Genomic DNA, 25,204 nt, shown 5'->3' with positions numbered 1-25,204 from the left:
GACAAAAAGATGAACAAATTTTACGGGCACCAATGTTTTACTTTGATTTTGCAATTAACCAAATTATAAACCTTACTGCAAAATCTTCTACCGGCTATACTATGCCATTGCAGTTTTAGTATTTTTTTATGAGAAACAAAATGTTAGCTAAACTGGCCGCAGGGCTGGTAATTTTAGCTGGTTCTTGTCAAAAAGGACCATCAACCGGTATTATTGAAGGCGAAAACCAGGCCGGAAAGCTTGCACTGCAAAATGTAATCGCTGCTGCACCCACGCTAGGTACCTTAATTGATGGGGCAGTTTACCGCATCAGGGGCGTATCGTCGTTATCTAATGGGCCTGTGGTCGAAGTAACCGGCAATTCTACCGCCGAAAATGCCGCGATCCAGCAATGGTGGTGGTTTCCTAACAATGGCCAGAAATGGAAACTGGTAAAAATTGATGCCACCTATTACAAACTGGTGAATGTAACGAGCAATAAATGCCTCAAATCGCCTTCGGCAACTTCGGGCGATATCTTGCAGCAAGGAACAGATGATGGCAGCGATGCACAACAATGGGCCATCGATTATACAGGGAGCAATAATGTTTACACGGTTACCAATAAAGCAACCGGTATGAAAATGACTGTCGACCCGGAAAGCAGTACACCTGGAACCAAAATAAGGCAAACAACGACGGTAACAGGCACGCAGGCCCAATTTAATTTTCACGATACCAATTTTCAGAACCCGCTGATTGATGCCAGCAGGCCCGATCCTTATGTGGCAGAGAAAGACGGTTATTATTATTTCATGTACACCCGGGGGAATAAAATCGGATTGCGGAAAACCAAAACAATGTCGCTGCTCTCTACAGCGGTTGAATCGGTAGTGTGGACTCCACCTGCCGGAATGGCTTATTCTTCGAACATCTGGGCACCCGAATTGCATTTCCTGTCGGGCAAATGGTATTTATATTTTGCAGCAAATGATGGGGGAGATGTAAGCCACCGCATGTTTGTGCTCGAAAACCCCAATGCGGACCCGATGACAGGAACCTGGAATTTTAAAGGTAAAATCAGCGATCCGAGCGATCAATGGGCGATAGATGGCTCAGTGTTGACGATTGGTTCGGCAAATTATTTCATTTGGTCGGGTTGGGAAAACGTGGCCACTAAGTTTAAGCAATACATTTACATTGCACCCATGTCCGATCCATGGACCATCAGCGGTGATCGGGTAAAAATATCATCGCCAACCAATAACTGGGAGAAATACGAACCTAGCGGCGCTTTGGGTGCCGGTGTTAACGAAGGACCAATTATGCTGCAAAAAGATGCCAGTAGCCCCGTGTTTATCATTTACTCGGCCAGTCGCTACAGCAGTGATAATTACTGTTTGGCGCAAATTCAGCTTAAAGCAGGAGGCGATCCGCTGGTACCGGCAGATTGGATTAATAAAAAACAGGTTTTTGTTAAGAGTGATGCCAATGGCGTGTACGGGCCTGGCCACAATGGTTTCTTTACCAGTAGTTATACCGATCCGAATGGAGTACTGCACAAAGAAAACTGGTTTATATACCATGCCCGAAGTGTAGCCAATACCACAAACGGAGCAAGAACGCCAAGGATGCAGAAACTAAGTTGGAATGCCGATGGATCGCCCAATTTCGGCACTGCAGTTGCCACAGGTATCAACATTCCGATTCCGGTTGGAGAGTAAGCCAATTAAATAAAGAGCAGCCACATTAGGGCTGCTCTTTTGCTTTTATAGCACAACTTGATATAAAACGACAAAAGATTGAACAAATTTTTCAGGCTACATTCTCTTACTTTGAAATGAAGAAACCAAATATTCCACCCAGCATCAATGCCTTGTCAATACAACCAGGGCAATGCCGATTTAATAGTAAAGTTTCCCAATCTTTTTAAATATTCTAATTAAAGCATAACCAAAGTATAAACCATGAAGTCTAAATTTTTCCTATCGATAGCACTTTTAATTGCAATTGGCACTGGTAAAATTGTTGCACAAAATAAAAAAGCCACAGCAGAAGTTTGGTCGGTAGCCAAAGCAAACGAGTGGTACAAGAGCCACCAATGGCTAACGGGTGCCAATTATATTCCGGCAAATGCCATTAATCAGCTCGAAATGTGGCAGGCTGATACTTTTAGCCCCGATTTAATAGATAAAGAACTGGGCTGGGCCAACAGCATTGGCTTCAATACTTTGCGGGTTTTTTTATATAGCAAAGCTTACAAACAAGATCCTGAAGGCTTTTTAAAAAGAGTTGATCAGTTTCTGACGATCGCCGATAAGCACAAGATCAGTCCGATGTTTGTGTTTTTTGACGATTGCTGGAACAAAACTTCGGCTACCGGCAAGCAACCCGAACCCAAAGTGGGCGTACATAATTCGGGCTGGTTGCAAGATCCGGGCGACCCTGCCTACAAGGAAACTGCCGGTTTTGCCGAACTCGAAACCTATGTAAAAGCTGTTTTAACACGCTTCGCCAATGATAAAAGGGTATTGATGTGGGATTTATACAACGAACCGGGTAACAGCGGTAAACTCGAAAATACCATTCCATTATTAACCAAAACCATCGAGTGGGCGCGTACGATAAATCCGAGCCAACCCATTACCATAGGTTTATGGAAATGGAATTTCGAAAAACTGAATCAACTGCAGCTGGCCAATTCGGATATTGTTACCTACCACAATTACGAAGCACCCGATTGGCACCAGAGAACACTCGAATTGCTGAAAGCAAGCGGCCGCCCGCTCATTTGTACCGAATACATGGCCAGAAGTCGTAACAGTCGCTTTGCAAACATCCTTCCGCTATTGAAAAAAGAAAATGTAGGTGCCATTAACTGGGGCTTTGTTGCCGGTAAAACCAATACCAAATTTGCATGGGATACCCCGCTTGCTGATGGCAGCGAACCGATTGAGTGGTTCCACGAAATTTTTAATGCCGATGGAAGCCCGTACCGCAAAGATGAAACCGACCTGATTAAAAAATTGAACGGAAAATAAACCGGTTCATAAGACTGTAATCCTTAGTCTCCCGATAAATCGTGACAGGTAGTCGAAGGACTTCTGATAACATGTTTGGGGTATTTCGACCGGGATTTCCCCCCACACAACCAAAAACAAAACTTAACCAAATATGAAATATAGCGTTTTACTAAAAAAAATTATAGCCCTCACATTTTTACAAGTCACCATATCTGCTGCTTTCTTAAATGCAAATGCCGGAAATAAGGAAGCAGCTGATGAATTGGCAAACAAGAAACTGTTGATTACCGGCCATAACCTCGCCGATATTATCATAACCGGTAAAGTAACAGACGAAAAAACAAAATCGCCCATACCTGGCGTAACGGTTAAAGTAAAAGATAGCCAAACCATTGCCGTAACCGACGAAAACGGAGTGTACAAAATAACCGTTCCGAACGAACAAGCCATTCTTACCTTTAATTTTGTAGGCTACGATGTGCAGGAAAAACAGGTTGGCAGCCTTAAAAATATCAACATCGTATTAAAATCGGCCCAGGCTAATCTGGACGAAGTCGTGGTAGTAGGTTATGGTACCCAAAAAAAGGCCGATGTTACCGGTTCGGTGGTACGGGCAAATTTAGACGATTTCAGGAATGCACCTACTACAAACGTGGCCAACCTTTTGCAGGGAACAGTGCCGGGCTTAAACGTAGGGCAGGTTAACCGTGCAGGAGCAACCCCAGGTATCAGCATCAGGGGGCAGAACACTTTAGGAGGTAACCAGAATGTGCTCATCATTTTAGATGGTGTGCAATACAACGGTTCGCTCACTTCAATCAATCCGGATGATATTGCTTCTATTGATGTACTTAAAGATGCAAGTGCCACTGCCGTATATGGTGCGCAGGCTGCCAATGGTGTGCTGCTCATTACCAGCAGAAAAGGTACTGTTGGCCGCACGCGGATTTCTTTTTCAACCCAATATGCTACCCAAAAGCCCAATATCGATTTAAAACCAATGGCCCGCGATGAGTATTTGGATCACATTAAATATTTGTACTATGACCAGGCTTTTCTGGCACCCGGTTTTACACAGCCCAATCCGGCCTTCGATTTGATCAGCAAGGTAGATGCATCGATGAAAGATGCGCAGGGAAACCTGTTGCCGAATGATTTTAGCTGGTACGATGAAGCCACCAAAAGAGGCTCGATAATCGATAACCAGTTGAGCGTATCGGGCGGAACCGATAAAATCAATTACCTGTTATCGGGAAGTCTGACCCGCAATTCGGGCTTTATTGAGAACGATGTTTTCAAAAGAAAAAGCATCAGGGCCAATATCGAAACCAAAGCAACCGACTGGTTAACCATTGGTTTACAATCGTTCGGAACTTTTGTAAATGAGGATGGTGTGGAACCCAATTTTACCGATATCAACCTGATGTCGCCACTGATTTTGCCCTGGGATAATAGCGGTAGCCTGAAGATTAACCCTTTTGGTACCAATTTAACCAATCCTTTGCTGAGCTATCAGGCTGATGATTACGACCGCCACAATTATTTCTTCGCCAATGTATATGGTAACGTACAATTGCCGGTTAAAGGCCTGAGCTATAAAATCAGTTTCGGTAACAATTATCGCCTCGACTTTAAGAACATTTCAAACATGTACGATGCCAACTTAACCGGGCAGGCTTCGAAAGAAAACACCACTTATTACGATTATACCTTCGATAACCTGTTAACCTACAACAAAACCATTGGCAAACACAGCTTCACTGGAACTTTGTTGTATGGTGCCATTGAGCGCGAAAACAGTTATACCAGGGCTTATTCAACCGGCTTTTCGCGGTTAACATTGGGTTACGATAACCTGCAACAGGGAACCAACAGGTTTGCGATTTCAAACGCCTGGAAAGAATCTTTAAACTATCAGATGTTCCGCTTAAACTACAATTACGAAAGTAAATACCTGTTTACCGGTACCATTAGAAGAGACGGATTTTCGGGCTTTGCCGAAAATAACAAATACGGTATTTTCCCTTCAGTATCTGTTGGATGGGATATCTCTAAAGAATCGTTTTTTAAAGTAAACTGGGTTGATAACCTGAAATTAAGGGTAGGTTACGGGGTTGCCGGCAATCAAACCTCCAGGTATTCATCGCTGGCCAATGTTGGCGTAAGTGCCGCTTATGTTTTTGGAGATGGTGGTTCTACGCAGTTTGGGCAGCAGGTAAATGGCATGTCGAATCCCGATTTAAGGTGGGAGCGTACCACTGGTGCCAATATCGGTTTAGAATTTACGCTACTTAAAAACCGTTTATCGGGTACAGTAGAATATTATAACACCAAAACGACCGATCTCTTGTATTCGGTTAATATTCCGGTAATTACAGGTTTTAGCAACGTGTTAACCAACATCGGACAGTTAAATAATCAGGGTGTAGAGCTTTCTTTAAACTCAAAAAACATCAATAGCGGCGGTTTTCAATGGAATACCAGCTTAAATTTCGCCCGTAACGCAAATAAAGTGGTTAAACTTCTGGGCGATTTAAACGGCGATGGTGTAGAAGATGATTTGCCGCAAAGTGGTCTGTTCATCGGTCAGCCAACAGCAGTAATTTACGATTATCAGGTGAACGGCATCTGGCAGGTTGGGGAGCAAATCCCGACAGGTTATTCGCCGGGTACTTACCGCATTGTAGATCAGAATGGTGACGGGGTAATTAATGCGAGCGACAGGGCGGTTTTAGGCTCATCGGCTCCGGCTTACCGCTTAAGTTTGCTCAATAATTTCCAGTATAAGAATTTTACCCTGAGCATTTTCTTAAACTCGATTCAGGGCGGTAAAAACTCTTACCTCGCTGGTAATACCCCAAGAATTATCAGAGATGATAATGCCATTAGAAACAACTATCTGAGCGGGATCGATTATTGGTCGCCCGATAATCCCGAAGGCAAATACCCGCGTTCTATCGTATCGGCCACACTAAATCCGCCACTTTTTCAAAACCGCAGTTTTGTGCGTTTACAAGACGTATCGCTCTCTTACAAATTTACCGGCAAACTGATTGAACGGATGAAATTGCAAAACTTAAATGTATTTGTAAGCGGCCGAAACCTGGCTACCTGGACAAACTGGGAAGGTTGGGACCCGGAAACCAACCAGGGATTAACAAACGATGGAAGACCCGTATTTAAAGGATACGCAGTAGGCCTTAATGTTACATTTTAAACTAAAAGCGATGAAAAAGATAACCCTTACCATTATAGCTGCATTTACGATCCTGTTTTCTGCCTGTAAGCAAGATTTCCTGAATGAAGAACCACTTGATTTTTTAACTACCGATAACGCTTACATTACCGCTAAAGATTTTGATGCGGCGGTTACCAATCTATATAGCCGTGTCAGGCTCGAATTTTACAGCAGCGGCGAGCAAAGGCCCTTCGATTATGTATTTGGCTGCGATCTTGTTTTTGATGGTCAGCCTGCTACTACCAGGCATACCAATATGATTGCTGCCTATTCGCCGTTAAGCACCGAAATTCCGCTAATCCACTGGACTTCCCTATACAAAATCGTGGCAGAATCGAATACCATCATCGACAGGCTTCCTGCCTCATCACTAACCGGTGCAGAAAAAACTTTGATGGAAGCCAGGGCTAAGTTTTTCAGGGGGATGGCTTACCGCACACTGGCCTATTTATACGGCGGTGTGCCTTTAAATACCACTGAGGCCGTAGGTGCAAAAACAGATTATGTGCGGGCACCTAAAACGGCGGTACTGGATCAGGCTATCAGCGATTTAAAAGTTGCAGCTGCAAACCTGCCGGCCATTAACCAGGTTCAGGATGGGGAAATCAATAACCTGGCAGCAGCTCACCTTTTATCGGAAGTTTACCTTGCTGCGGGGCAATTCCAGAATGCTGTTGATGCAGCATCAACTGTAATCAGTAACCCCAATGTGGGCCTAATGACAACCAGATTTGGTGTTAAAGCTTCGGATGCAACCAAAAATGTGTACTGGGATTTGTTTCAAAAAGGTAACCAAAACAGAAAAAACGGCACCAACAAAGAAGGACTTTGGGTAATCCAGTTCGAAACCGATGTGCCGGGAGGAGGTACTGTTTCAACAGGTATTGGTGGTTCTTACCAAATGGAGAGGCATTTTGCACCGCAATTTCTCAATTTCAGGCTTGCGGGTAGCAGTGTTCAGCCGTTTTTATATCCCATTAGCGATTATACAGGTGGCCGGGGTATTGGCTGGGCTATACCAACCAAATATTTTTCAGATGTAATCTGGCAGAGCGATTTTAACAACGACCTCAGAAATGCGCCTTTCAATTTTGTACGCGAGTTTAAAGTAACCAATCCGGCGCACCCGCGTTTTGGCCAAACCATATCTACCATTAATCCACCGGCAGGTATTACCGTACCACGCAGGGATTTTTACGCTTTCCAATCGAAAGTGACTACTCCGGGCGATCACCCTGATGGCATGTTTCAGGATAAATCGCAGCTTTTGCTTAAAGCCAGTGCGGGGGGGACTTATGCCGATCAGTACATGTTCAGACTGGCAGAAACCTACTTGCTCAGGGCCGAAGCTTATTTAGGCTTAAGTCAGCTGGATAAAGCTGCCGCAGATATTAACGCTGTACGCAGCAGGTCTAATGCCTCGGCTGTGTTGCCGGCAAACGTAAATATCGATTACATTCTGGATGAACGCATGCGCGAACTTGGCTCGGAAGAGAAAAGAAGAATAACCCTGATGCGCCTGGGTTTGGTGTACGATCGCGTAAAAAAATGTAATCCTTATTATAATGATGTTTTAACAACTTATAACCTGTGGCCAATTCCTGCTTCAGAAATTGAGCGTAACAATGGTGCCAAATTAGCACAAAACCCGGGTTACTAATTGTATTACTGATCAACCCAGGTAAATAAAAGAACAAATTAATGAGAACAACTGTAATGGTATGCTTGCTGAGCCTGTGCTTGCTGCCCGCATTGAGTTATGGGCAGCAAAGCCATAAGCAGCCCAATGTGGTCATTATCATGGCCGATGATTTAGACAGCCGGCAGTTAAGCTGCTACGGTGCTAAAAATTTGAAAACCAGTAATATTGATCAACTGGCCAGCGAAGGATTGCAGTTTAACAACATTTATGCTTCGCATGCTACTTGCGTGCCCACAAGGGCCTCACTTTTTACCGGTTTGTATCCCATCAGGCATGGCTCGTACCAGAACCATAAACCCGTTTACCCGAATGTAAAAAGCATCGGCCATTATCTGGCAGATTTGGGTTATAAAGTGGGCTTAACCGGAAAAGATCACAGCACAAAACCTGTCAGTTCTTTTCCTTTCGATTTGGTTAAAGGCTTTCAGCCCAATTGTGTTTCCAGTAATGATGAATACGACCTGGCAGGCATCGAAAAATATATGACGGCAGGAGATAAGCCTTTTTGCCTTTTCGTAATGAGTATTAACCCGCACATGCCCTGGGATCAGGGCGACCCGACCGAATTTAATGCCGAAAAACTGATTTTGCCACCCAATCTGGTCGATACCAAAGAAACCCGGGCGCAGTTCAGGAAATACCTGGCCGAAATAAGGCGGCTGGATAATCAGGTAGGTGATTTGATGCAGCTAATTAAAAAAAATAAGCAGGAAGAAAATACCATTTTTATCTTTTTGGGCGAACAAGGGCCACAGTTTGCCGGTGGTAAATGGACCTGCTGGGATTACGGACAAAAAAGTTCGATGATTGTACGCTGGCCAGGAGTAATCAAACCCAAAACAACAACGGCAGCTATTGTGCAATACGAAGATATTACACCAACCTTAATCGATATTGCAGGAGGAAAAACAATAGAAATCCTCGATGGCAAAAGCTTTTTGCCGGTATTTAAAGGCTATTCGAAATTGGCCAGGGCCTATGCTTACGGCATGTATAACAATATTCCCGAAGGGCCGGCCTATCCCAGCAGGAGCATTCGCAGTAATCAATATAAGCTGATCCTGAATTTATCGCCTGAGAAAACCTATGGCATCAAATGGTACAACACAGCCGGCGATTTAGGTGTTTGGCAATCGTGGAAGGAAAAGGCAGCCAACGATAAAGCAGCAAATTTTTTGCTTAAAAGAGTAACCAACCGGCCTGCAATTGAATTTTACGATGTGCTGAAAGATCCTTACGAATTGCATAACCTGGCCCACGATAAGGCCTGTCAGAAAACGATATCGGCTTTCAAAACTGAGCTCGAAAAATGGATGAAAGCGCAGGGCGATGAAGGCGCTTTGGTTGATATTCCTTTTAACCATTAAACAGCATGTAAGATGAATTTGATGTACAGAAATGAATCCTTAAGCGCTTTAAAGTTGCGCCCTATGAAGATAACGGAAGAAATAACCGGAAAAAAGGCCAAAAATATAAACGTTCTGATTGACCTTTTGGGCTACGGAATTGTTGAATTGCCCGTAACCTATCGCTTAAATTTTGAAGATAGTAAGCCGAGAGTTTGCCATGTAGCCTGTGAGGTTAGTTTGCCCGATGTGGCAGCGCATACCTGGTTGTATTCGCCCGATTTCAAGATGGTTTTTGCCGAAATTGATGGCGGTATGGGGCATGTGGTAACTTTTAGCGGCGAAGGCCTGAACAAGAATGTTTACTATCAAACCATGGTAAATGTAGTATCAGATTATATTTTTCTAAAGGAAAAGTTTTTTGATTAATGGCCCCGCCATCAACTTAAAAGTAATGGTCATCTCGATCAAACAGCATAAAAAAACAAGAAGTCAGGTTTAACAACCAGTGCGCTATAAAACTTGACTTCTTTACATATCCAATTAGAGAGCTGATTATTTAATGTAGGGGATTTCAAAAAAAACAAGAAGTCAGGTTTAACAACCAGTATGCTATGAAACTTGACTTCTTTACATAGCCAATTAGAGAGCGCTGAGTATTTACTGTAGGGGATTTAAAAAAAACAAGAAATCAAGTTTAACAACCATTGCGCTATAAAACTTGACTTCTTTACATAGCCAATTAGAGAGCGCTGATTATTTACTACAGAGGATTTCAAATAAACTTTATAAATAACGATGAATTCAAAATATAAAAAATTAGCACAAACCTGGCGTTGGTACGGTCCAACCGACCCGGTTACCTTACAAGACGTTAAACAAGCTGGGGCAACCGGAATTGTAACCGCATTGCACCACATACCACATGGCGAAGTATGGCCAGTTGAAGATATCCTGGAGCGTAAAGCAATTATCGAGGCTTCGGGCTTAACCTGGGCGGTAGTGGAAAGTGTACCTGTACACGAGGCCATCAAAACCCGCAGGGCGGATGCCGACCGCTACATTGAAAACTATAAATTATCGCTCAAAAATCTGGCAGCGTGCGGGATCAAAATTGTTTGCTACAACTTTATGCCGGTTTTAGACTGGACCCGCACGCAGCTCGATTTAGAAATGACCGATGGAGCTAAAGCTTTGTATTTTAACTGGATCGATCTGGCAGTTTTTGATCTGTACATCCTGGAAAGAAATGGGGCAGAAAACGATTATTCTCAATCTGTATTGGAGCGGGCGAAAGCCAGATTTGCAACTTTAAACCAGCAACAACTAGCTGAACTGCGTGTGAATGTGCTCATGGGCATCCCGAATGAAAAGGAAATTGAGCTGGAAGCGCTTCGCAGCAGCATTGATGAATATGCAAAAATCGGCTTTAATGGCCTCCGCCAAAATCTGGTATATTTTCTTTCAGCCATTGCCGGGGTATGCGAAAGCGAAGGCATTAAAATGACCATTCATCCGGACGATCCTCCTTACCCTATTTTAGGATTGCCACGAATCGCCAGTAGCCTCGACGACTTTAACTATATCCTGCAAAGCGTAAACCAGCCTTTTAATGGCGTATGTTTCTGCACCGGATCGTTGGGAGCGGGGATGGATAACAATGCCCTCGAAATATTCAATGCCGTTAAAGAAAGGGTCTATTTCGCGCATTTGCGCAATGTAACTAAAGATGAGGATGGCAGTTTTTACGAAGCAGGCCATCTGGCTGGCGATGTAAATATGTACGAAATCATGAAAGCCTTATCCGAAGAAAACGCACTGCGCGAGCAGCCAATTCCCTTCAGGCCCGACCATGGTCACCAAATGCTCGATGATTTGGCCAAACAAACCAACCCGGGCTACTCAGCCATTGGCCGTTTAAGAGGTTTGGCCGAACTACGCGGACTTGAACTTGGCGTAACCGGCAATTATTAAACCAACATTAACCAAAATATAAACCTGTATGACTAAAAAACTCTCTGCTTTACTCGTATTATTCATTTCCTGTCAGTATGCATTTGCGCAGCGCAATCTGTTAAAAGATTTTCCCGAAGGCTTTGGCCCCAAAGAAGTAGGCAAGCGACTGGCTTACCGGTTTTTAGACCGGAAACACATGCTTCACGCTGGCAAGTGGATTAGCTATCCCGAAACTTTCAACTGGACAGGTGCCCTGAAATTTGCCGAAAAAACAAAAGATAAAAAGCTGTTTTCATTGCTCGAAGCGCGTTTCGACAAGCTTACTGCTGAGGAAACACAGTTGCTGCCGATTATGAACCATGTGGATTTGAACATGTTTGGTAGTTTGCCTTTGGAGTTTTATCTGGCTACCAAAGACAAAAAGTATCTTAACCTGGGCTTGCCTTACGCCGATACCCAGTGGCAGCTGCCCGAAAAAGCGAATGCACAACAGAAAGCCTGGGCCGATAAAGGTTTTACCTGGCAAACCCGGCTATGGATTGATGATATGTATATGATTACCATTGTGCAAACCCAGGCCTATAAAGCAACCGGAAACCAGAAATATCTCGATCGTGCTGCTGCAGAAATGGTGCACTACCTGGATGAGTTGCAACGCCCTAACGGCCTTTTTTATCATGCGCCAGATGTACCTTTTTATTGGGGACGTGGCAATGGCTGGATGGCTGCGGGGATGACAGAAATTTTGCGCCTGTTGCCTAAAGACAATAAAGACCGTGCGCGGATATTGGATGGCTATAAAACAATGATGAAAAGCCTGAAAGATTTTCAAAGCCCTTCGGGCATGTGGAACCAGTTGATAGATGCGTCAGATTGCTGGGCCGAAACATCGGGAACAGCCATGTTCGCTTATGCCTTAATTAGCGGGGTAAAACAGGGCTGGCTAGACCAGAAAGAATATGCACCGGTTGCCCGAAAAGCCTGGCTGGCTATGGTGCCTTACATTAATGAGAATGGCGATGTACGCGAAGTTTGCGTAGGCACAAATAAAAAGAACGACAGGCAGTATTACTACGATCGCCCGCGTAACGTAGGCGACTCTCATGGACAATCGCCATACCTCTGGTGCGTTTTGGCACTAATGGAAAAATAAATCAACTTAAAAAAAGAGCTTCATTGTGCTGTATTTGGTTTTACACCAGCCGTATCTTCAGGCCGGTTTTGCACAATATGATAATCCCGGGGTACTCGCCCCGGGTTATCTGTAGTTCATTTCAATGCCCAAAGGCTTTCATTTATAACAGATTTATGCCCTGAAAAAATATTTTTTTTAATTTTCACCTTGCCTTTTGTCAATGTGCAGTTGCAGCCTGCCTGGTGGACACTTAATTTAGTCGGATTATTTTAGTGAATAATGAACGACTTTAAAAAACTGCAGGATTTAAGAACGGCTTTACTTCAAAAAATTAAGCCATCCACTATCGATCGCGACTTCTGTAACTTACTTTCCATTACTATTTTTACCACCCAGAACGATTACCTTAGTACAAACACATTGATGCAGGTATTTGGTCTTTTACCGCTGAATCAACGCAATCTAAATAACAAAGTGATTGATATGCTCGATCGTTATACCAGTTGCGCTGAGGTAAGCCTTTAAAATTCGGGTAAAAAAATCTCCTTTAAACTTAATCGTAATATTTGGTGCGTATTTTGCAAGCAAGGCTTAGCCGCCAGTTAGCATGCATAGCCAAGTGCCTAACCTTCGATCTGGAATACGCAAATAGGGTAGTCGTGGCTGACGCAACTAAATAATTAGCTTTTAAGAAAAAATGACGAAAAGACCCGTTTTTTACCTCATGGTAGCCAGTTTGTTCTCCGGCTGTACCGGTAATCCGCAACAAGCAACTGAAAAGCCTCAAAAACCGGCTACTGCTTCATCGCAAGCCAGTGCGCCCAAACCCCGGTATGAAAAAGGTTTGCTTTACGAAAATCAAAATTTTGCCTCTTATATTGATGAGGTGAAAAGGGGAGCAGGGGTAATCTCTTTTACATTGAACGTAAACGACAGACTCGATATCTGGAATCTGGACGATACCAAATTTGGCGAAATAGTGATGAATGAAGACCTGACCTACTTTACCCTAAACCTGCCTAAAAAGGTTATTGCGCGTAAATTAATACCTGAAAATGATTTCGCAGCCTTCGAATTTGATGCCGAAAAGCCCGGTTCGGATGCGAAGTACCTTTTTATCTATGCCAATAAAGAAAAAAGAAAGGTAGAAAAGAAAGCTGTTCAATTTGCTTTCACCGCCTGGAAATAATGGGTAATCCGTATTAAAAATAACATTTAGGCCTGCGGCTTTTTTTGGTTACCAGGTAGTAACCTACTGAGATTTCGTGCGAACCATAATCATAATTGCTGAGTTTATTTAAGCTATAATCGTAACCATAACCAATGCGCAGGTTGCCGCGTACAAAAAGCTCTGAAATGAATCCCACTGCACTTCTTGCAGTTAAATTGCTTTGCAAATTAGATTTAGGATATAGCTTAACCGAACTTCTGTACACCCCACCAATCCAGAAACGTTCTTTAACCAAAAGAAAAGCATTTATATCCAGAGAGGTTGGGCCATGTAAATCATCTTTAATTAAGAAAGTGGGTTTAAACACAAAATCCTGGGCAAAGGGTAAAGCAACCCCCGCGCTTAGGTAAAAATGCGGCTGAATCTTAAGATTCAGTAATTTGTAATCGCCAAATAACGATAAACTCTTGCTCAGTAAATTATTGGCAGAGAAACCGATGAAAAATTTCTCGTTTGAATAATGGATACCTGCCCTGATATCGGGCGTAATCTGGCTTACACTACCCAGCGGAATGCGGTTGTCGCCCTGCTCAATCGGGTCGAGTAAATTTCCGTTCAGGCCTGCCTGCATTACGCCAACACCCAGACCAAAGGCCAGTATGTTGGTTTCGGTACGGTCGAGTTTAATGCGGTAGGCAAAATTAGCCGAAGCATTTAACGAGTTTTGTGCCCCGATTTTATCTTTGGTAATTATGGCACCTATGCCCAGACTTTCATCGTTAATGGCCTCATCGGCCGAGATAGAAAGCGTTTGCGGAGCGCCTTTAACACCCGTCCACTGTGCACGGGCAAAAGCCTGTAAGTACAGTTCTTCCTTGTAGCCCGTATAGGCAGGGTTAATGTACATGCCGTTGAAAACATATTGTCCAAACTGTGCGTCTTGCTGTGCAACAACCACTTTGCTAAAGCAACACATCATCACCATCATTAATTTCGCTATCGTTTTCATGTTGTTTATTTTATCTGATCACAGTTACATATCCTTTATAGGCAATCCAGTCGGCGCTGCCATTTTTCACTTTCACTACATAAAAATAGGTGCCATCGCTCAGGCCAGGCGCTGTCCAGTCGTTTTTATAATCGGAGGTTTGGTAAACTGTACTTCCCCAGCGGTTAATAATTGTAACCTCATTAAATTGATAAGAATTCAGGTGTTCGAGGTAAAACGTTTCGTTTTTGCCATCCCCATTAGGCGTAAACACGTTTGGTATTCTTAAACCCGAAATTTCTTTGTTATCGGTTGAGGTATTGTTACTGAGGTTCGGATCGGTCTCATTGGCACTTACTGTTGCGGTATTGCTAACCAGCCCCATTTGTTTCGACTTCACTTTAATCACCAGTTCGGCAAACTTTCCGTTGGCCAGCCCGTCAATTTTCCATTTCACGGTGCGTAATGCAGGATCGTAATCTGCGGTTCCGTCGGTAGGTGCCGAAAGGTTTTCGAAACTCAGGTATTCAGGTAGTTTATCTTCAATCACCAGACCTGTGGCATCGTCTATTCCATTATTTCTTACATTGAGGTAATATTCAAAAACCTCGTCGTTTACTACTGTTCTCGAAGCAGACCGCTTGGTAATCGATACATCTGCCTGGCGACCTGGCACCACCAGTATTTGCACATCTTCCGATAAATCAGAAGTACAGCCACCTTTGTTAATTGAGGCTACCTTGTAAAATCCTGCTGTTGCAGTAATCAATGTCGATTTATTTTGCTCCTGAATCAGTATCCCGTCTTTAAACCATATGTACGTGCTGGCCCCTTCCGATCTGGCACGCAGGATTACCGACGACCCTTCGGTGATCGTAATCGTTTGGCGCCCTGGCGGAGCATCCTGGCTGTATCCGTTTGTTTTAAATAATAAAAGGAATAGCAGCAACAAGAAGGTATAAAACCTCAGTTTCATGTATCAGATTTACCGGGAAACAGGTGTGTAGCTTTAGAAAGTAACCGCAGTTGCTGTACCTTGTGCCGTGCCGATACTAAGTGTTGGTTTGGTTGGTTTAGCCGTAACGGTAATGGTTTTATCTACAATTTGCGGGCAATATTTGCTGCCGTTAATTTCATACCCAACTTTTAAGCGGTAAGTAATACTTCCAACAGTTGGTGCGGTAGGCGTATAACTTAATGTGTTTGCACCGGCAATGATGGTTTCTGCTCCTGCGGCAACCGTGTACCACTGATAAACCAATGCAGCTTTGGTTGGATCTTCCGGATTGGTAACGCTACCTACCTGTGCCAACGGACTTTCCACGCAGAAATTAGCAGGAGCAATGCTGGGTACAAGTGGTTTTAATACGTAAACCGGAATTTCCTGCATTTCCGATTCGCAGGAACCAGGTGTGGTAGATTTTGAACTGAGGTAGTAGTAACCTGTCTTAAGATCAGCGTTGGCAACCTTATTTCCTCCGGTTAAAGTAACACCGGTTGAAGGTGTAGTGGTAGAAGTTGCACTGTATTTTACAATCCAGTCCGTACCTGCAGTGGCAGCAGGCAGTGTGAGTTCACCATCTGAGCAAAAAAGATTTACTCCGGCCGTATTTGGCTCTAAAGTTTGTGCAGATACAGTTAAAAAGCTACCGAATAATACGATTGTAGCAATAATTAAAACGGTTTTGGTAAAGAAGTTGTTCATGGGGATTTTTTTTTAAATGATTTAATATTGTGAATTAGTGTTAACCAGCACATGTGGTGCTGTAGGTTTTGGATTTACTTTTATGTTAAAATTGATTTGTGTAGTACAGCCTGCTGCATTTTTAATTGTTAAAATCCCGGCATGAGTGCCAATAGGGGCATTAATGGGAACAGTAACAGGTATAGTTGAAGCAGGAAGAGTGAGGTTGTTTTCGGCCGGAAAACCCGACGATACCCAGCTAATGCTGTAGGTAACGGGATTATTTACCGGGTTGGTGTAACTTAGCAGGGCAGTGTTATAGCCCTGGCAAAGCTCCGAGTCGCTACCCAGTGTAAGGCTTGGCGGAGGATTTACCGTAACTAAGAAAGTCTGTGTTTTTTCTTCACAACCCTTGGCTGTTGCTGTAATTGTAGCTGTGCCATAAAAACCTGCCGACCAGGTTAACTGCCCGGTTGAAGCATTAATTAAACCTGCCGATAAAGGGGATAAACTGTAAACAATGCCGGTAGTGTTCGTTGCTGTAGCCAGATAGGTGTCGGTTCCGGCACCCATGCAGCGACTGCTGGTTAAGCCGCTGTTAAATAAAAGATTACTTACATTGCCATTTACCGTAATACTCCCCGACGAATTAAAGCTTGATGAAGGCGTGGTCGTAATGCTGTAGGTAGCCGCCGCACCCGCTACAGTTGGTGTACCGCTAATGGTTAATTTTTTAGCAGGTTTGTTGTAGCTAGAGGTTATTCCGGCAGGTAAGTTACTTACCACAACACTGTTGGTTCCATTTGGCATTGTGTAAATAATATCGTCCATAATGGTGTTGATACACACAATCCGGTCGCCCGATCCTGTAGTGGTAGATACGCTGCTCTGATCGTTATAAGTTACCTGATCTGGTTGCGAGCCTGTAATGGTGGCCGTATTGGTAAGCACTCCACTTTGCACAACTTTGGCCGTAATTTTTAACGTAACGCTGGCAAGGCTCGCCAAATCGCCAATGGTCCAGATTCCTGTAGTTGCATCGTAAGTGGTCCCCGACGGAGCAATACTGGATACGTAGGTATAGCCTGCAGGTAATTTATCGGTAACAGATACACCTACCGCATTACCGTTGCCTAAATTTTCGGCTTTTAAAGTAAATTCAACATTGGTGTTCAGCTCCGGATAATCTATATCAACGGTTTTGGTAATGGCCCTGTCGATATTGCAAAGCGAAATGTTAATAGGTAATGAAGGAGCACTGACACCACATTCGAGCTGATAGGTAACACTATAGTTGCCAGATGCACTTGCTACATATGTATTGGAGGTAGCGCCACTAATAGCCACTCCATTTAAATACCATTGGTAAGGTGCTGCATTGGCAACAGCAGTAAGCGTGGCTGTGGCACAATTGGTCTGGCTTACATTAGGTTGCTCAGCCATTTCCGGAAAACGGGTTATAAAGTTAGACATAGAGAAACCCTCTCCCTGCTGCACCATCGAAATGGTAAGTCTGCCCAAACTGGTAATGGAAACAATACCTGGCTTTCCTATGGTAGTATTGGTAAAGCTTATTAATGAAAGTCCGCTGCTACCCAACGGTTTGCGGGTGCCTATGCCGGCAATAGCTTCAATATTCTGATTGGTATAGGTGGGGCTGCCACCGATCGTGGTGAGCAAAATCGGGTCGGCACTTTTGGTTAAAATATAACCGAAATAGGCCAGGTCAGTTGTGGCAACATAGCCTGTAAACTTAGTGGTTTCTACCCGTTTAGAACCCGAACAACCTGATATAGGAACCAGCGCAGATACGTCTACCTCACAGCCTCCACCGCCCGAAACTCCACCTGTACCCGAAAAAACCGCAACGTTTTTATTAGCCACGATGATAGAAGAAGAGAAGCGCGCAGTGTTATTTGCATAATCGTAAGTGCCATAAACATAACCATGTTTAAAAGTGTATTTATCGCCAGGTTGGAGCAGCGTAACGGTTTCCGTGTTTTTTTGTGTTCCGTCAACATCGAAATAGGATATGGTAACCGTAGTATTTGCTTCAGATGCTATAATGGTTGATTGTTCTGCAGTAAGATTGCCTTCTCCTTTAACAATTACGTATTCTTTTCCTAATGATGATATCGGTGGGATAGGGTTGAAAGCCCCGTCGCCACAACCTCCGGGCGCATCGAGATCGGCAGAAGTATTCATCACAGCAGGTAAAGAGGATTCGACCAAAGTACCTATTGGCGCGTGAAACAGATAACTTTGCCCCGCATTTAAGGTAGCTGTGGCCACACCAGCAATTTTAATGATAGTATTATTCTCGATAGCCATAATGCTGTATATCGGGGTATGGGATGAACCTGCAAGATTACCATCGCGATAATAACCCACCCTAAAAGAGTTGCCTATTGCTGCATCTCCAAAACTAAACAAAGAGGCATTTCCTTTTATGTCGCCATCGCCTCCATCAGTACCCAATGCATCAGAAGCCACATTTCTTAGGTTAACAGCAATCGAGGCAGTAGCTTCTACAATAATACCGGCAGCCGATATTACCGTATTTAAACTATGCGCAGGTGCATCTTTTGGTAGGCCAGCAAAACGATAGGTAAAAGGGTTATTTTGCGAGCAACTAAAGGTGGCGATCAGGGTACCATCGCTTTTTTTAATGGTGCCGGTAACCGTTGTGGTATTATCGGTAGTAATTACAATTTCGTTAGCCTTGCTCCAGTATTGCCATGGGGCGGGGGCGATATAATGTTTGGAGTAGCTAATTGCCCGAAAGTAATTTGCTTTGAGTGTTTTTTCAGTAAGATAATTTGTAAACGGATTAGCTTTAACCGAAACAGGAATGGCATAGGCCATCGTTCCTGCCATAACAGGTAAGAGGGAAATAATGATAAAAAAAACAAACTTAAGTAGCGCTTTAATCATGTTTGGTTTAATCACCCTTCAAACCAACACCATACATGCCAGCTTCACCCAAATCTTGCAAAGGCAAGTCAGATAAATTTTAGACAATAGGTTATTACTCCTATGTAGGATTAATAATCTGGTTTAAGATGTAAAATTCAGTTCAACGGATTTCTTCAACACTAAAATACCTGAAATATTATTCCCTCAAATATGGACTGTGTTAATTTTACACCAACTTAAAAGGCTGTTTTTTAGGTGTTTTTATATAGCTATAATTACGTATTATTTATACTACATAAATAAATAGTGTTTGAATAAGAAATCGATTGCAGAAAATGAAATTGTTGTAAATAAACTACTCATAAATAAGTAATTACAGACATGCAAAACGCTTGTTGTAAAATTTGTTTTTTTTAAGCCCTGCCTGCTGTGTAGTAAGAAGCTTTAGTTGGTTTTTTTGACGAAACGGTATAAATAGCGTATGAATTTTATACTTGCTGCTGGGCAATATTAAGTGTATGTAAATTCCTGCAGGCCGATTTCTGCCCGAAATAACTGCTGGCTTTCAGATTTAACCCAAAGTTTTGTTTGGTGTTAAATATAAAGGATATAACTCCTCTGGTTGATTAACACTTCTTATGTCGGATTTTTACAATAAAAAGTCTGTTTTATTCAATTTTAGATCGGATAACATATTTATTTTTGACAATAACAACCAAATATATGATCATCCTGAAACTAAAGCTATAAAGCAACTCGTGTGCTCCCGTATCCCAGGATTAAACTAAAGATGAAAACCATTTAATATTCCGTAAAATGAAAAGAACATTAGTAGTAATCATTACTGTACTCTCCATGTTGGCGAATGTGCGGGCGCAGCAAAATACCGCGAAGGCTGAGCCCGGAAAGTTTAAACCAACCGACGAATCTTTAAAACAATATAAATACCCCGATTGGTTTCGTGATGCAAAATTCGGAATCTGGTCGCACTGGGGGCCACAGGCAGTTCCGCGCCAGGGCGATTGGTACGCAAAGAATATGTACATGCAAGGCAGTGGCCAGAATAAGTACCATGTAGCACATTACGGATCACCCACAAAGTTTGGCTATAAGGACATTATTCCCTTATGGAAAGCAGAAAAGTGGAACCCAGACCAGTTGATGGCACTTTACAAGCAGGCAGGTGCTAAATATTTTGTGAGCATGGGGTCACATCACGATATGTTTTTTTTATGGAATTCAAAGATCCATAAGTGGAATTCGGTAAATATGGGGCCTCATAAAGATGTTGTGGGCCTGTGGCAAAAAGCAGCAAAAAAAGAAGGCCTGCGCTTTGGGGTTTCTGAGCATTTAGCCGCTAGTTTTAACTGGTTTCAGCCCAGTCATGGTTCAGATAAAACCGGAGAATTTGCAGGTATTCCTTATGATGGGCACGATCCTAAATATGCGGATCTTTATCATCTCCCTGCCGATTCTGCCGACATGAAAGAATGGATTACGAACAATCCGGGCTGGCAAAAGAAGTGGTTGGAAAACGTAACCGAATTAATCGATAATTATCATCCAGATTTGCTTTATTCGGATAGTAAACTCCCTTTCGAAAATATTGGCCGTACGATGGTAGCGCACTTTTACAATCAGGATATCGCTAAAAATAAAGGTAAACTCGAAGCCGTTTATACCCCGAAAGAGCCATCAGAAGGTAAATGGGCACAGGATGTTGAACGTGGGGTATTGGATTCAATTAGTCCTTTTCCTTGGCAAACCGATACCTCTATCGGAGACTGGTACTACAGAACAGGGCAGAAGTATAAGAGTGCCGATGAAATAGCACAGCTTTTGGTAGATATTGTGAGTAAAAACGGCAATTTATTAATCAATGTGGTGCAGACTCCGGAAGGTGATCTGGAGCCTGATGTAATAAAAATTGTAACCCAAATAGGAGAATGGACCAAATTAAACGGAGAAGGGGTTTATGCAACCAGGCCCTGGAAAGTTTATGGGGAAGGCCCATCCACAATTAAATCAAACCAGACCAAAGGCCGTTTTGGTGGTTTAACCGATACGCGTAAATATCAGGCAGCAGATATCCGTTATACCACCAAAGGAAATGATCTTTTTGCATTTTGTTTGAATGTGCCTGATGGAGATATTGAAATGCAGCTGCTTGGGCGAAAATCGAAGTACCTGACTAAATCCATTAGTGCAGTTAGCCTGTTAGGTAGTAAGCAAAAGTTGAACTGGGAGCAGCGCGATGGTGCGTTAGTGATAAAAAAGCCGGCAAATTACCCAGTCTGGCAGGTAACAGGATTTAAAATAGCATTTAAAAGCAAGTAAAGGTATTGGGCATTTTTGGATGGAAAGCTTTTCAGCGCTCTGAGATGGAAATAACCAAATTTTCTGATGGATAAGATTAACTATAATGAATATTTAGAAGCACTTGAAAAAATTAACATTTTTCACATGCAGATACAGCATACCCTAACCACTATAGGGATTGCAGCCAAACGCCCCGAAATCAATGCTTCGGAACCAACTTTAATCGATTTTCTTCAAAAACATGCAACTGATAGGGTGCTCTGTGCAGTTAAATTTTTTTTGGAGTCTGAAACGGCCTATAGAAAAATACCATTTTCATCTGTAGAAGAAATTTCAATAGCTTTTTTTGCAGAAAATTATACTTTGAACCGCTTGAAAACGATCAGAGGGCTCGGACCCAAAAGTCTTCTTTTATTGCGTGAAATTTTGCTTAAGGCTGGTTACAAGATATATTGATGATAAAAAAATAAGTAAGATCTTGTCTTAAGGATTAGCCAAACATGAAAAAACCACAAAGAAAGCCCAATCGGTTTTCTTTGTGGTTAATGGTATTTTATTTAATTCGGGTTGGTGGTATGGTATCTGTTTTTACCATATTTCCTGAACCATCTATGGTTTGTACATAATGCTCCTGCTCTATGGCCGAAATTGTTGAGGTTTTACTCAACTGCAGGTAATTTGCAGTACGGGCTTTAACCCATTTACCTAAAGTAACGCTATATACGCCACCGAGCTTATAATAATATCCCTGATCGGGTACTGCATTAGGGTGGTAAGCAAAATTTAAAGTGTTAGAGCCTGATCTGTAAAATGGTTGCGAAGCCAGTGTTATCGGATTAATAATGTCATAATAATCGGTATTGGCAATACGGTAACCTGCCTCTGGCGGACCAGCCTGATACAGCTGCCCGCCCGCTGCCACAAATACAACATCAATCGGTTTGGTATTTACATCAACAGTGGTTCCCTGGAATATAGCAATTCCGTAGGCGTTACCGCTGTTTGCCAGTAAGTTGCTGGTTTTGGTACCAAAGCCATCACCATTGGTAGTTGAGTAATTGAAAGATCTGATCCATTTAGATGAAGCAATACTGGTAGAACTGGTACTATTAATCAGTTTATTTGAGCCACCTACATAAAAGAATTGTCCTTTCGAAACAGTACCGCTTGTCAGGTTAAATTTATAGGTCCTCAAATCGCCTAATGCCCAGCCCGATGTTGGATAAATTTGGGGGGTTGATGCACCAGCGTTATTGGTGGTAACTACCGAGAAAGGTGTTTCTGCAAAATTAATGTTTTTAGTTGCCAAAAACTGGATATACTCATTATTGGCATCAGTACCCATCGGATCGGCAATCCAACCCGTGATTATGGCATCAGGAATTTCAATCGTAGAACTTAAAATGGCAATATCTGAAACGGTACGCAGGCGGTGTTGCGGTTTTAAATTTCCCTTCGCATCAACAGTATTAAACACGATACCATAAAAATTGGCACTAATAGGCAATGATCTGCTTGCAAAACTTGCTGCTGCTTCGGTATGTAAGGTAATGTTATCAAAACCATCGTTTACCAGCTTATCGCCTTGCAGGATATCTGTTGGAGAAGGTAGGGGATCGAAACCTCCTTTTACAATAGCAACCAGTGTACTTTCATATTTCTCCGGATCGGCCAGAATAAAAGAACTGGGTACCTGATTAGGTGGGATTATTATTTTAGAAGCTTTTTTCTCTATGTTATTGGGAGAAATACCGGTAACCTGAAGTATGCCATCCACACGTTTTAATACTCCTCCTTCGATATTGATGTGAACCGAATCGCCGGGAACATATTTAGCCGCATCGGCGCCAATCGGAATAGCAATTCCCCTAAGTTGCGATAACCGGCGTTTATCCTGTACGATAAGCAATCCAGCAGGCAAATTCTTACCCGAATGATCAGAAATTACTACGGCAGCCAGGCTGGTAGAACCAAACATATTATCGGTACTTAAAGTAACATCAGAACCTTTGTACAGGCTCCTTAAATCAAATATCGGAATGTAGGAGCTGATGGTGCCGCCCGGGTAATTCGATTTTTTACAGCTCAGCCAGAATAACGGAACTGCAAATAAAATTATGCTATAAGCTATTATCTTTTTCATTTTAATTGTATTAATGATCCTTAACTAGGGTTTTTGCCACCAAACTTGTGTCGAAATCACATCGGCACCTTGCGCGCTTACTGCTTTTTGATAATTGGTTGGATTTGCAGATTGTACGTAAACAGGATATACCATTCTGGCAGGCATTACACCTCCATTTCTTAAACCCGGACCTTTAGGTAAAATCGGGTGTCCGGTTCTTCTGTATTCGAACCACTGTTGCATATCAACCAAAAACAAGGCATAATACTTTTGAAGATGGATTTGCTCCATTTTTTCATCGGTTGATAACGTATTATTCCAATCGATATCGGCATTAGTTACATAGTCTGTAAATTTCGATGATGAAATCGTTGTTGGAAACGATGGTACCCAATAGTTAATGGCATTAGCAATACCGGTGTTGTAATAAGTTTCTGCCGAACCGTTAATCCAGCCTTTTACAGCCGCCTCTGCCAGTATAAACTGCAACTCGGCATAGTTCATTAAAATACCCGTTAGTGGCGATTGTTGTAACGACCGTGCACCAATGGCAACACTCGAACTCGTTTGATCGTAAGAATAGAAATAAGATTCTTTTAATACGCCTGCGCCAACTAAGTAACCACTTGGCACACCTTTAAAACCACCTGTACTACCCTGAGCAATACCCAGCCTGTTTATGCCATTGTTGGCATAGCCGTTTGCGGTAGAAATATCGATACGCGGGTCGGCCCAATCCCTTAAATGATCGATAAAGAAACTGCCAATGGCCGGCGACCTGAAATCCTGCACCCTTACACCATTTACGTATGGATTAACAAAAGGATCGGTACCAGTTAAGCCGGTCCATTTTAGCGTGGCCGATTCTGCATTGCTCGCCATAACCGGGTAGTTAGCCGGATTGGTATCTACTATTTCCTTTATTTTAGCAATTGCCTGTGCCGACACTTCGGCTTTACCCGAAACCCTTAGCAATAAACGCAGGTATAAAGAATTACAAAACTTACGCCATTTGGCAATATTTCCATTAAAAACAGGGTCGCTCGATGGTGTAATAGCCGCACCCACACTTAATAACGTATTGGCTTCTTCCAGTTTTTTAAACATATCCAGGTATATGTCCTGTTGTTTATCAAAAGCAGGTTCTAAAACACCCGTGCTACCATCGTTAGAGTGGAAGTAGGGGATATCACCATAGGTATCGGATAGCATGGAATAAACCCACGACTGGCATACCAAAGAAATACCCTGATACGATTTATTTTCCTTTCCGGGTTTGCTGGCCAGTTTATAAACATCCTTAAAATTAGTTAACTGCACGTACCAGGCATTCCATAAATAGTCTGAATAGGTGTTTCTGTACTCATACCTGAATACCGTACCATCGCCATCGCTAATGCTTACCGTTACCTGCATCAGCTCGTTATTAAAATTGCGGTTACGGCTCATACCGGGCGTGAGGGTGTTCACTAATGCCGGGGCCAGTAATTTATCGGGAGTAGTTGACAGGATATTGATCGGATCGATATTAACCTCCTGAAAATCTTTATCGCAGGCAGAAAGCGTTGTAATGGCTATGCCTAAAACTGCAATAACTTTATATAGATTCTTTCTCATTTTTT

General features: G+C 42.8%; 18 protein-coding genes. 12 read left to right on the top strand and 6 right to left on the bottom strand.

All coding sequences use genetic code 11. From position 1 onward, the window contains the following. Window positions 1–128 precede the first annotated feature (128 nt). The 10 genes from HWV58_RS12920 (at window position 129) to HWV58_RS12875 (ending at window position 13,568) form a co-directional block, all read left to right on the top strand. Window positions 129–1,703 (top strand): family 43 glycosylhydrolase, encoded by a 1,575-nt coding sequence (locus HWV58_RS12920; protein WP_175634501.1) that lies wholly within the window; start codon window positions 129–131, stop codon window positions 1,701–1,703. A gap of 243 nt (window positions 1,704–1,946) precedes the next feature. Then, complete coding sequence (locus HWV58_RS12915; RefSeq protein ID WP_175634500.1) at window positions 1,947–3,020, top strand: cellulase family glycosylhydrolase; 1,074 nt, start codon at window positions 1,947–1,949, stop codon at window positions 3,018–3,020. Window positions 3,021–3,153: 133 nt separating this feature from the next. After that, the gene (locus tag HWV58_RS12910) at window positions 3,154–6,219 is read left to right on the top strand and encodes a SusC/RagA family TonB-linked outer membrane protein (protein WP_175634499.1); all 3,066 of its coding nucleotides are present in this window, start codon (window positions 3,154–3,156) and stop codon (window positions 6,217–6,219) included. Between the two features lie 10 nt (window positions 6,220–6,229). Continuing rightward, window positions 6,230–7,900 carry a RagB/SusD family nutrient uptake outer membrane protein gene (locus HWV58_RS12905; RefSeq protein WP_175634498.1) on the top strand — a complete coding sequence of 557 codons (1,671 nt, stop codon included), beginning with the start codon at window positions 6,230–6,232 and terminating at the stop codon, window positions 7,898–7,900. Window positions 7,901–7,941: 41 nt separating this feature from the next. Beyond that, window positions 7,942–9,309 carry a sulfatase family protein gene (locus tag HWV58_RS12900; RefSeq protein ID WP_217706998.1) on the top strand — a complete coding sequence of 456 codons (1,368 nt, stop codon included), beginning with the start codon at window positions 7,942–7,944 and terminating at the stop codon, window positions 9,307–9,309. Window positions 9,310–9,372: 63 nt separating this feature from the next. Next, window positions 9,373–9,717, top strand: coding sequence for a hypothetical protein (locus HWV58_RS12895; protein ID WP_175634497.1), 345 nt, complete (start codon window positions 9,373–9,375; stop codon window positions 9,715–9,717). Between the two features lie 369 nt (window positions 9,718–10,086). Then, window positions 10,087–11,262: a mannonate dehydratase gene (gene uxuA, locus HWV58_RS12890; protein ID WP_175634496.1), complete on the top strand. Its 1,176-nt coding sequence runs from the start codon at window positions 10,087–10,089 to the stop codon at window positions 11,260–11,262. A 28-nt stretch (window positions 11,263–11,290) separates the two neighbouring features. Continuing rightward, on the top strand, window positions 11,291–12,397 hold the full coding sequence (locus HWV58_RS12885) for a glycoside hydrolase family 88/105 protein (RefSeq protein WP_175634495.1): 1,107 nt from the start codon (window positions 11,291–11,293) through the stop codon (window positions 12,395–12,397). Window positions 12,398–12,658: 261 nt separating this feature from the next. Then, complete coding sequence (locus HWV58_RS12880) at window positions 12,659–12,904, top strand: hypothetical protein (protein WP_175634494.1); 246 nt, start codon at window positions 12,659–12,661, stop codon at window positions 12,902–12,904. 172 nt (window positions 12,905–13,076) lie between these two features. Then, on the top strand, window positions 13,077–13,568 hold the full coding sequence (locus HWV58_RS12875; RefSeq protein WP_175634493.1) for a hypothetical protein: 492 nt from the start codon (window positions 13,077–13,079) through the stop codon (window positions 13,566–13,568). A gap of 13 nt (window positions 13,569–13,581) precedes the next feature. Here the strand turns inward: HWV58_RS12875 and HWV58_RS12870 are convergent, their stop codons facing one another. The 4 genes from HWV58_RS12870 to HWV58_RS12855 are packed head-to-tail and all read right to left on the bottom strand — an operon-like array spanning window position 13,582 to window position 19,099. Continuing rightward, a complete protein-coding gene (locus HWV58_RS12870) occupies window positions 13,582–14,559 on the bottom strand; it encodes a PorP/SprF family type IX secretion system membrane protein (protein ID WP_175634492.1) in 978 nt (325 codons plus the stop codon). A 10-nt stretch (window positions 14,560–14,569) separates the two neighbouring features. Next, entirely contained in the window at window positions 14,570–15,514 is a 945-nt protein-coding gene (locus tag HWV58_RS12865; RefSeq protein WP_175634491.1) for a T9SS type B sorting domain-containing protein, read from the bottom strand. Between the two features lie 33 nt (window positions 15,515–15,547). Further along, window positions 15,548–16,243, bottom strand: a complete 696-nt coding sequence (locus tag HWV58_RS12860) for a hypothetical protein (protein WP_175634490.1) — start codon at window positions 16,241–16,243, stop codon at window positions 15,548–15,550. 21 nt (window positions 16,244–16,264) lie between these two features. After that, entirely contained in the window at window positions 16,265–19,099 is a 2,835-nt protein-coding gene (locus HWV58_RS12855; protein WP_175634489.1) for a DUF11 domain-containing protein, read from the bottom strand. Window positions 19,100–19,954: 855 nt separating this feature from the next. On the opposite strand from HWV58_RS12855, the gene HWV58_RS12850 reads away from it, so the two are divergent. Further along, on the top strand, window positions 19,955–21,475 hold the full coding sequence (locus HWV58_RS12850) for an alpha-L-fucosidase (RefSeq protein WP_175634488.1): 1,521 nt from the start codon (window positions 19,955–19,957) through the stop codon (window positions 21,473–21,475). 66 nt (window positions 21,476–21,541) lie between these two features. After that, window positions 21,542–21,913: a hypothetical protein gene (locus HWV58_RS12845; protein WP_175634487.1), complete on the top strand. Its 372-nt coding sequence runs from the start codon at window positions 21,542–21,544 to the stop codon at window positions 21,911–21,913. Between the two features lie 97 nt (window positions 21,914–22,010). Here HWV58_RS12845 and HWV58_RS12840 read toward each other — a convergent pair whose 3' ends face one another. Continuing rightward, entirely contained in the window at window positions 22,011–23,600 is a 1,590-nt protein-coding gene (locus HWV58_RS12840; protein WP_175634486.1) for a DUF5689 domain-containing protein, read from the bottom strand. Between the two features lie 24 nt (window positions 23,601–23,624). Then, window positions 23,625–25,199: a SusD/RagB family nutrient-binding outer membrane lipoprotein gene (locus tag HWV58_RS12835; RefSeq protein WP_175634485.1), complete on the bottom strand. Its 1,575-nt coding sequence runs from the start codon at window positions 25,197–25,199 to the stop codon at window positions 23,625–23,627. Window positions 25,200–25,204: the final 5 nt, after the last annotated feature.

Origin of the sequence: Pedobacter ghigonis (assembly GCF_903166585.1) — a bacterium.
In the GTDB taxonomy this organism is placed as follows: Bacteria; Bacteroidota; Bacteroidia; order Sphingobacteriales; family Sphingobacteriaceae; genus Pedobacter; species Pedobacter ghigonis.
This window is presented reverse-complemented; position numbering and strand designations above follow the sequence as displayed.

What these genes read in the sequence shown, in the direction of transcription:
- HWV58_RS12900 (WP_217706998.1), top strand. Translation starts at nt 7,942, where the DNA reads ATGAGAACAACTGTAATGGTATGCTTGCTGAGCCTGTGCTTGCTGCCC.
- HWV58_RS12845 (WP_175634487.1), top strand. Translation starts at nt 21,542, where the DNA reads ATGGATAAGATTAACTATAATGAATATTTAGAAGCACTTGAAAAAATT.
- HWV58_RS12910 (WP_175634499.1), top strand. Translation starts at nt 3,154, where the DNA reads ATGAAATATAGCGTTTTACTAAAAAAAATTATAGCCCTCACATTTTTA.
- HWV58_RS12865 (WP_175634491.1), bottom strand. Translation starts at nt 15,514, where the DNA reads ATGAAACTGAGGTTTTATACCTTCTTGTTGCTGCTATTCCTTTTATTA.
- HWV58_RS12915 (WP_175634500.1), top strand. Translation starts at nt 1,947, where the DNA reads ATGAAGTCTAAATTTTTCCTATCGATAGCACTTTTAATTGCAATTGGC.
- HWV58_RS12860 (WP_175634490.1), bottom strand. Translation starts at nt 16,243, where the DNA reads ATGAACAACTTCTTTACCAAAACCGTTTTAATTATTGCTACAATCGTA.
- HWV58_RS12850 (WP_175634488.1), top strand. Translation starts at nt 19,955, where the DNA reads ATGAAAAGAACATTAGTAGTAATCATTACTGTACTCTCCATGTTGGCG.
- HWV58_RS12895 (WP_175634497.1), top strand. Translation starts at nt 9,373, where the DNA reads ATGAAGATAACGGAAGAAATAACCGGAAAAAAGGCCAAAAATATAAAC.
- HWV58_RS12840 (WP_175634486.1), bottom strand. Translation starts at nt 23,600, where the DNA reads ATGAAAAAGATAATAGCTTATAGCATAATTTTATTTGCAGTTCCGTTA.
- HWV58_RS12885 (WP_175634495.1), top strand. Translation starts at nt 11,291, where the DNA reads ATGACTAAAAAACTCTCTGCTTTACTCGTATTATTCATTTCCTGTCAG.
- HWV58_RS12905 (WP_175634498.1), top strand. Translation starts at nt 6,230, where the DNA reads ATGAAAAAGATAACCCTTACCATTATAGCTGCATTTACGATCCTGTTT.
- HWV58_RS12835 (WP_175634485.1), bottom strand. Translation starts at nt 25,199, where the DNA reads ATGAGAAAGAATCTATATAAAGTTATTGCAGTTTTAGGCATAGCCATT.
- HWV58_RS12875 (WP_175634493.1), top strand. Translation starts at nt 13,077, where the DNA reads ATGACGAAAAGACCCGTTTTTTACCTCATGGTAGCCAGTTTGTTCTCC.
- HWV58_RS12855 (WP_175634489.1), bottom strand. Translation starts at nt 19,099, where the DNA reads ATGGCAGGAACGATGGCCTATGCCATTCCTGTTTCGGTTAAAGCTAAT.
- HWV58_RS12870 (WP_175634492.1), bottom strand. Translation starts at nt 14,559, where the DNA reads ATGAAAACGATAGCGAAATTAATGATGGTGATGATGTGTTGCTTTAGC.
- uxuA (WP_175634496.1), top strand. Translation starts at nt 10,087, where the DNA reads ATGAATTCAAAATATAAAAAATTAGCACAAACCTGGCGTTGGTACGGT.
- HWV58_RS12920 (WP_175634501.1), top strand. Translation starts at nt 129, where the DNA reads ATGAGAAACAAAATGTTAGCTAAACTGGCCGCAGGGCTGGTAATTTTA.
- HWV58_RS12880 (WP_175634494.1), top strand. Translation starts at nt 12,659, where the DNA reads ATGAACGACTTTAAAAAACTGCAGGATTTAAGAACGGCTTTACTTCAA.